This is a genomic window from Acidovorax delafieldii 2AN, assembly GCF_000175235.1.
Lineage (GTDB): Bacteria > Pseudomonadota > Gammaproteobacteria > Burkholderiales > Burkholderiaceae_C > Acidovorax > Acidovorax delafieldii_B.
On the sequence record NZ_ACQT01000232.1, the window covers coordinates 1 to 5,494 of the forward strand.

The window sequence follows — 5,494 nt, forward strand, 5'->3', positions numbered from 1 at the left end:
CGGTGGCGCCCGCCAGGGCAATCGGCCGCGTGATGCTGCGCACCAGCCACAGCGCCAGAACGGTGCCCACCACCAGCGCCAGCGCGCCCAGGGCCAGCATGGCGCTGCGGGCCAGCGCGCCCAGGCGCTCCACCTCGCGCACCCCGGCGTCGATGGCGTTGCGCTGCGATTGCGTGAGTGTGCCCAGCGCCGACAGCAGCGCCCCTGAAGAAGGCAGGAACCGCTCGGAGTACACCTTGCGGATGCGCTCCGTGAGGCCAGAATCGCGGGCGGCCACCAGTTCGGTGCGGGCCTTCAGGAAGTCGGCTCCGGCCGCATGAATGCCCTGCAGCAGTGCGCGGTCGTCAGCGCCCTGCAGGCGCCGGCCCAGATCGGCAATCTGCGCGTCGTAGAGCTGCTGGGTGGCGGCGATGTCGGCGCCCAGGATGTCGCCCACCTCGGGCTCGGAACTGAGGGCCACGGCCTTGTAGCGTTCGGAATTGATGGCCTGGTGGCGGTAGGCATCGGCGATGAGGCGTTCGGTGGCCACGCCCTGGCTCACCATGGCTTCGGTGGACTGCTGGATGCGGTGCAGCGACCAGACGCCAACGGCCGAACCCAGCACGGTGAACGCCAGCACGGCCACGAACGCGGCCCGCAGCCGTTGGCCCAGGCTTCCCCGGGGCGGTGTGCTGGAATCGGCTGCTGAGAAGGGAGCGGTTTGTTGCATGTGTGATGGCCAGGTGCCGCAAGGGAGGGGCCGCGTGAGCAGGCCCCGGCAATTCCAGGGACCGACCGCGGGGCAGGGCCGCCGCACATGGGGAATGCCGCCGGCCTGGTAAACGACTATCCGTTTCAAATGTGACAAGTTGTTTTCATGCCCCTGCCCGCATTGCGGGTTGTCCGCGGATGGCGGGGCGGCTCGCGCAAAGCCGTGAATACCCTGAGCCGGCGTCGTGAGCGCGGGGTCTATAGTCAGCCACCCCGGCCCAGAAGGCCGCGGGCAGGGCATGGCATCAAAGTTGCATGGCCCGGGTACTTGTCAAAATATGTAAGGAAGAGCAATGAACGCTCTGGGCCGACTTTCCATTCGAACGCGCCTGTATTTCGGCACGATTTTTTCGCTGGTCTTGCTGGTGGTCATCGGGGGCATGGGCTACATGGCACTGGACCGCACGCGCAGCACGCTGGAAATCCTTTTCGCCCAGCGGGTGCAGACCCTCACCGACATGGCCGACCTGCGCACATCGCTGGGCAACCTGCGCCGCGCCGAAAAGGACATCATCATCAACTTCAACAACACCGTTGAAGTGGCGGCGCTGCGCGAGAGCTGGGGCAAGACCCTGGCGGCGCTGCGCAAAAGCCTGGCCGACGTGCGCCAGGTGCAGGCGGGCGATGCCGCCTTCGTGGCCTCGATCGACAAGTCGCTGGAAGAGATCAAGCAGTATGAAACCGGCATCGCGCCGATCTTCGACCAGATCGAGCGGGCCCAGCTCGACGGGGCTGGCGGCGGCGCCTATGCCGACCGGCTCAAGCAGCACATGGAAGCCACCGACCAGTTGTTCTCACACCTGGCCACGACGGCGCGCGAGCAGATGGAAGAGGCGCGCAAGGGCGTCGATACCTTGGCCGCCACCATGTCCGGCCTGATTGGCGTCGCGCTGGTGCTGGCGCTGGCGGTGCTCATTCCGCTTACCACGCTGAGCGTGCGCTCCATCACCCGCTCGCTGGCCCAGGCGCGTGACCTGGCCGAGCGCATTGCCGGCGGCGATCTCTCGCGCGACGAGCAGGCCCTGAACCAGGACGAAGTGGGCCAATTGGTGGCCGCCATGGGGCGCATGCAGCAGTCGCTGCGCGGGCTGGTGCGCCAGGTGCAGGATGCCGCTGGCAACATCTCCACCGCCAGTTCCGAGATCGCCACCGGCAACCACGACCTGAGCCAGCGCACCGAACAGACCGCCGCCAACCTCGAAGAAGCGGCCTCGTCCATGGAGATGCTCACCAGCACGGTGCAGCAAAGCGCCCAGTCGTCGCGCCAGGCCAGTGATTTCGCGGCATCGGCGGCCGAAGTGGCGGCACGCGGCGGCGCCGTAGTGTCGCAGGTGGTGACCACCATGGACCAGATCACCACCAGCTCGCGCAAGATCGCGGACATCACCGGTGTGATCGACTCCATTGCCTTCCAGACCAACATCCTCGCGCTCAATGCCGCCGTCGAAGCCGCCCGTGCGGGCGAACAGGGTCGGGGCTTTGCCGTGGTGGCCAGCGAGGTGCGCAGCCTGGCCCAGCGCTCTGCCGAGGCGGCCCGCGAGATCAAGGGGTTGATCGGCTCGTCGGTCGAGCGCGTCGAGGACGGCTCGCGCCTCGTGAGCCAGGCGGGCGAGACCATGACCGAGATCGTGAGCAGCGTGCGCCGCGTCTCCGGCATCATTTCCGAGATCACCGCTTCGGCCGCCGAGCAGAGCGACAACATCGGTCACATCAGCCAGTCGGTCACCCAGCTCGACCAGATGACGCAGCAGAACGCCGCGCTGGTGGAGCAGTCCACGGCGGCGTCGGAGTCGCTGCGCGAGCAGGCGACGCAACTCACCCGGGCGGTCAGCCAGTTCAAGCTGCATGGCGAGGCCACCGTACAAGATGTGGGCCGGCCCACCGCCACCGCCAACCGCGCCCACGGTGGGCCAGCGCTCACCGCAGCACGGCAGGCGCGGGTGTCTCTGCAGTTGCAGTAAGGGCGGTTCTGGCCCGACGCGCTTGGTGCATAGGCGCAAGCTGCTACGAAATCAGGAGTGATTGACGGGCGCAAACTGGGCGGTGGCAATGCCCACCGGGCGCGCCGCGACAGTGCCCCTCCGCCTTATTCCCGAATCTGCCCGGCCTACGCGGCCCGGTCCACGATGCGGTTGCGGCCTTCGTGCTTGGCGCGGTAGAGCCGGCGATCCACCTCCTCCAGAAAGCGCACTGGGTCATCGTGCGCGGCCGGAATGGCGGTGCCCACGCCCGCGCTCAAGGTGAGCAGTTGCCCGATGGGGGACTTGGCATGCGGAATCTGCGCCTTGAACACCTCCTGCCGGCAACGCTCGGCCACCGTCAGCGCGGCCCGTGCATCGCTGGCTGGCAGCAGCAGTACGAATTCCTCGCCCCCATAGCGCGCCACGAAGTCCCCTGGCCGATGGGTGGCACGGGTCAGCGCCTGCGCCACACGCCGAAGGCACTCATCGCCCTCCACATGGCCGTAGCAGTCGTTGTAGTGCTTGAAGAAGTCCACGTCGAACAGCAGCAGCGACAGCGGGCGCACCTCGTGCCGCGCATCCTGCCATTCGCGCTGCAGCACGGCGTCGAACTTGCGTCGGTTGTTCACACCGGTGAGGCCGTCGCGGAACGAGAGGTCTTCCAGCTCCTGCTGCAGCAGCAGGAGCCTTTCTTCGCCACGCTTGCGCTCGGTGATGTCGAACATGAACCCCACGAGCGCCAGGACCTGCCCCTGTTCGTCGCGCACCACATGCACCACATCGCGGATCCACACGTAGTCGCCACCGGCGGTGAGCGCGCGGTAGTCTGCCTCGTGGTCCACGCCCGCCTGCGATTGGGAGATGCAGAAGTTGACCACCCGTTCGCGGTCGTCAGGATGCATGCGGTCTGCCCAGTCCTGCACCGTCATCCAGCTCGACGGACTCCAGCCCAGCAAGGCTTCGATCTGCGGGCCGACGTAGGCAAAAGTGGCCGTGGCCCAGTCGATCTTCCAGGGAATGGCGCGGGTGGACTCCAGCAGCGTGCGATACAAGGTGTTGTCGGGTTCTGTCGGATTCATGCAGCGGGCCTGGCGGTGGGGCTGATCGGGCACAGCATAGCCACATCGCTCTCGGGACGGAATGCCCCTTTCAGGCCATGGGCCACTGCCAGGGCCACGGTGCCGATGGGGCGATGGTGCGGTAGCAGCCAGTAGCCCGGCCGCCGGAACCCTTGCACGGAGTGGCCGTTGGCGGTGCGCGGGTGTGCTGTGCGTGGATGCGCCTACCCGGCAGGCGTCCCGTGCGCCGGGCGCGCCCACCCCGCCGTGCCGATGGGTGGCTGGTGCTCTCAATCGCGCGTCACGCGCAGCACTTCTTCGCGGCTGGTGATGCCCGCGGCAATCAGGCGCTCGGCATCCTGGCGCATGAGCGCCATGCCATGGGCCAGCGCGGCGGTGCGGATGTCGGCTTCCGAGGCCTGGTTGTGGATCTGCGCACGGATGGCGTCGTTGGTCACCAGCAGCTCGAACACGCCGGTGCGGCCCGTGTAGCCTGTGTGGCCGCAGTGCTCGCAACCACTGCCGTGGCAATGGCTGCAGTATTTGCGCACCAGGCGCTGGGCCAGTACGCCGAGGAGCGAAGACGAGAGCAGGAACGGCTCCACGCCCATGTCGATCAGGCGGGTCACGGCGCTGGCCGCGTCGTTGGTGTGCAGCGTGGCCAGCACCAGGTGGCCGGTGAGCGAGGCCTGGATGGCGATCTGCGCGGTTTCGAAATCGCGGATTTCGCCGATCATGATGATGTCCGGGTCCTGGCGCAGGATGGCGCGCAGGGCCTTGGCGAAGGTCAGCTCGATCTTGCTGTTGACCTGGGTCTGGCCCACGCCGGGCAGCTCGTATTCGATGGGGTCTTCCACCGTCATGATGTTGTTGCGCGTGGCGTCCAGCCGCCCCAGCGCCGCATACAGCGTGGTCGTCTTGCCCGAGCCCGTGGGCCCCGTCACCAGGATGATGCCGTGCGGCTGGGCGATCAGTCCCTCAAAGCGCTCCAGCGTCTCGCCCTGCATGCCGACGGCTTCCAGACTGAGCTTGCTCTCGCTCTTGTCCAAGAGGCGCAGCACGGCGCGTTCGCCGTGGGCGCTGGGCAGCGTGGACACGCGCACGTCGATGGCGCGCGTGCCCAGGCGCAGGCTGATGCGGCCGTCCTGCGGCAGCCGCTTTTCGCTGATGTCGAGGTCGGCCATGATCTTCAGGCGCGAGATCAGGGCGGCGTGCAGCGCGCGGTTGGGCTGCACCACTTCGCGCAGCGTGCCGTCCACGCGAAAGCGCACGCTCGAATGGCGCTCGTAGGGCTCGATGTGGATGTCGCTCGCGCCATCGCGCGCGGCCTGCGTGAGCAGGGCGTTGAGCATGCGGATGATGGGCGCGTCGTCAGCGGTCTCCAGCAGGTCTTCTACGGCGGGCAGCTCCTGCATCATGCGCGAGAGGTCGGCGTCTGACTCGACCTCGCTCACCACCGTGGCCGCGCTCGATTCGCCCTGCGCATAGGCGGCGCTGATGCGCTGGGCCATGGCGTGGGCATCGAGCGGCAGCAACTCTTGCACCGGGTATTTGCGCAGCACTTCCGAGAGCGCGCTGGCGTTGGGCTGGGGGCCGTGCCACAGCACCAGCTGCTGGCCGTCCTCCTCGAGCAGCAACTGGGCGGAGCGGGCAAAGGCGTAAGGCAGGGGATGGCGCATCGCGGTCCCGCCTCAGGGGGTGCCGACGGGCTGGGGGTCGGGCACG

Annotated in this window: 4 protein-coding genes; 1 reads left to right on the forward strand and 3 read right to left on the reverse strand. The window is 67.8% G+C overall.

Annotated features, from left to right (window positions below):
• Positions 1–709 (reverse strand): MCP four helix bundle domain-containing protein (locus ACDELDRAFT_RS18465; protein WP_005799521.1); only part of this gene is annotated, 709 nt, incomplete at its 3' end.
• A gap of 334 nt (positions 710–1,043) precedes the next feature.
• Here ACDELDRAFT_RS18465 and ACDELDRAFT_RS18470 point away from each other — a divergent pair.
• Positions 1,044–2,711, forward strand: a complete 1,668-nt coding sequence (locus ACDELDRAFT_RS18470) for a methyl-accepting chemotaxis protein (RefSeq protein WP_005799522.1) — start codon at positions 1,044–1,046, stop codon at positions 2,709–2,711.
• Positions 2,712–2,857: 146 nt separating this feature from the next.
• On the opposite strand, the gene ACDELDRAFT_RS18475 is transcribed toward ACDELDRAFT_RS18470, so the two are convergent.
• Both ACDELDRAFT_RS18475 and ACDELDRAFT_RS18480 read right to left on the reverse strand, forming a co-directional pair.
• Positions 2,858–3,790 carry a GGDEF domain-containing protein gene (locus tag ACDELDRAFT_RS18475; protein WP_005799523.1) on the reverse strand — a complete coding sequence of 311 codons (933 nt, stop codon included), beginning with the start codon at positions 3,788–3,790 and terminating at the stop codon, positions 2,858–2,860.
• Between the two features lie 269 nt (positions 3,791–4,059).
• Positions 4,060–5,448, reverse strand: coding sequence for a GspE/PulE family protein (locus tag ACDELDRAFT_RS18480; protein ID WP_005799524.1), 1,389 nt, complete (start codon positions 5,446–5,448; stop codon positions 4,060–4,062).
• Positions 5,449–5,494 lie beyond the last annotated feature (46 nt).

Coding starts and splice junctions, on each gene's coding strand:
- ACDELDRAFT_RS18470 (WP_005799522.1), top strand. CDS start 1,044: ATGAACGCTCTGGGCCGACTTTCCATTCGAACGCGCCTGTATTTCGGC.
- ACDELDRAFT_RS18475 (WP_005799523.1), bottom strand. CDS start 3,790: ATGAATCCGACAGAACCCGACAACACCTTGTATCGCACGCTGCTGGAG.
- ACDELDRAFT_RS18480 (WP_005799524.1), bottom strand. CDS start 5,448: ATGCGCCATCCCCTGCCTTACGCCTTTGCCCGCTCCGCCCAGTTGCTG.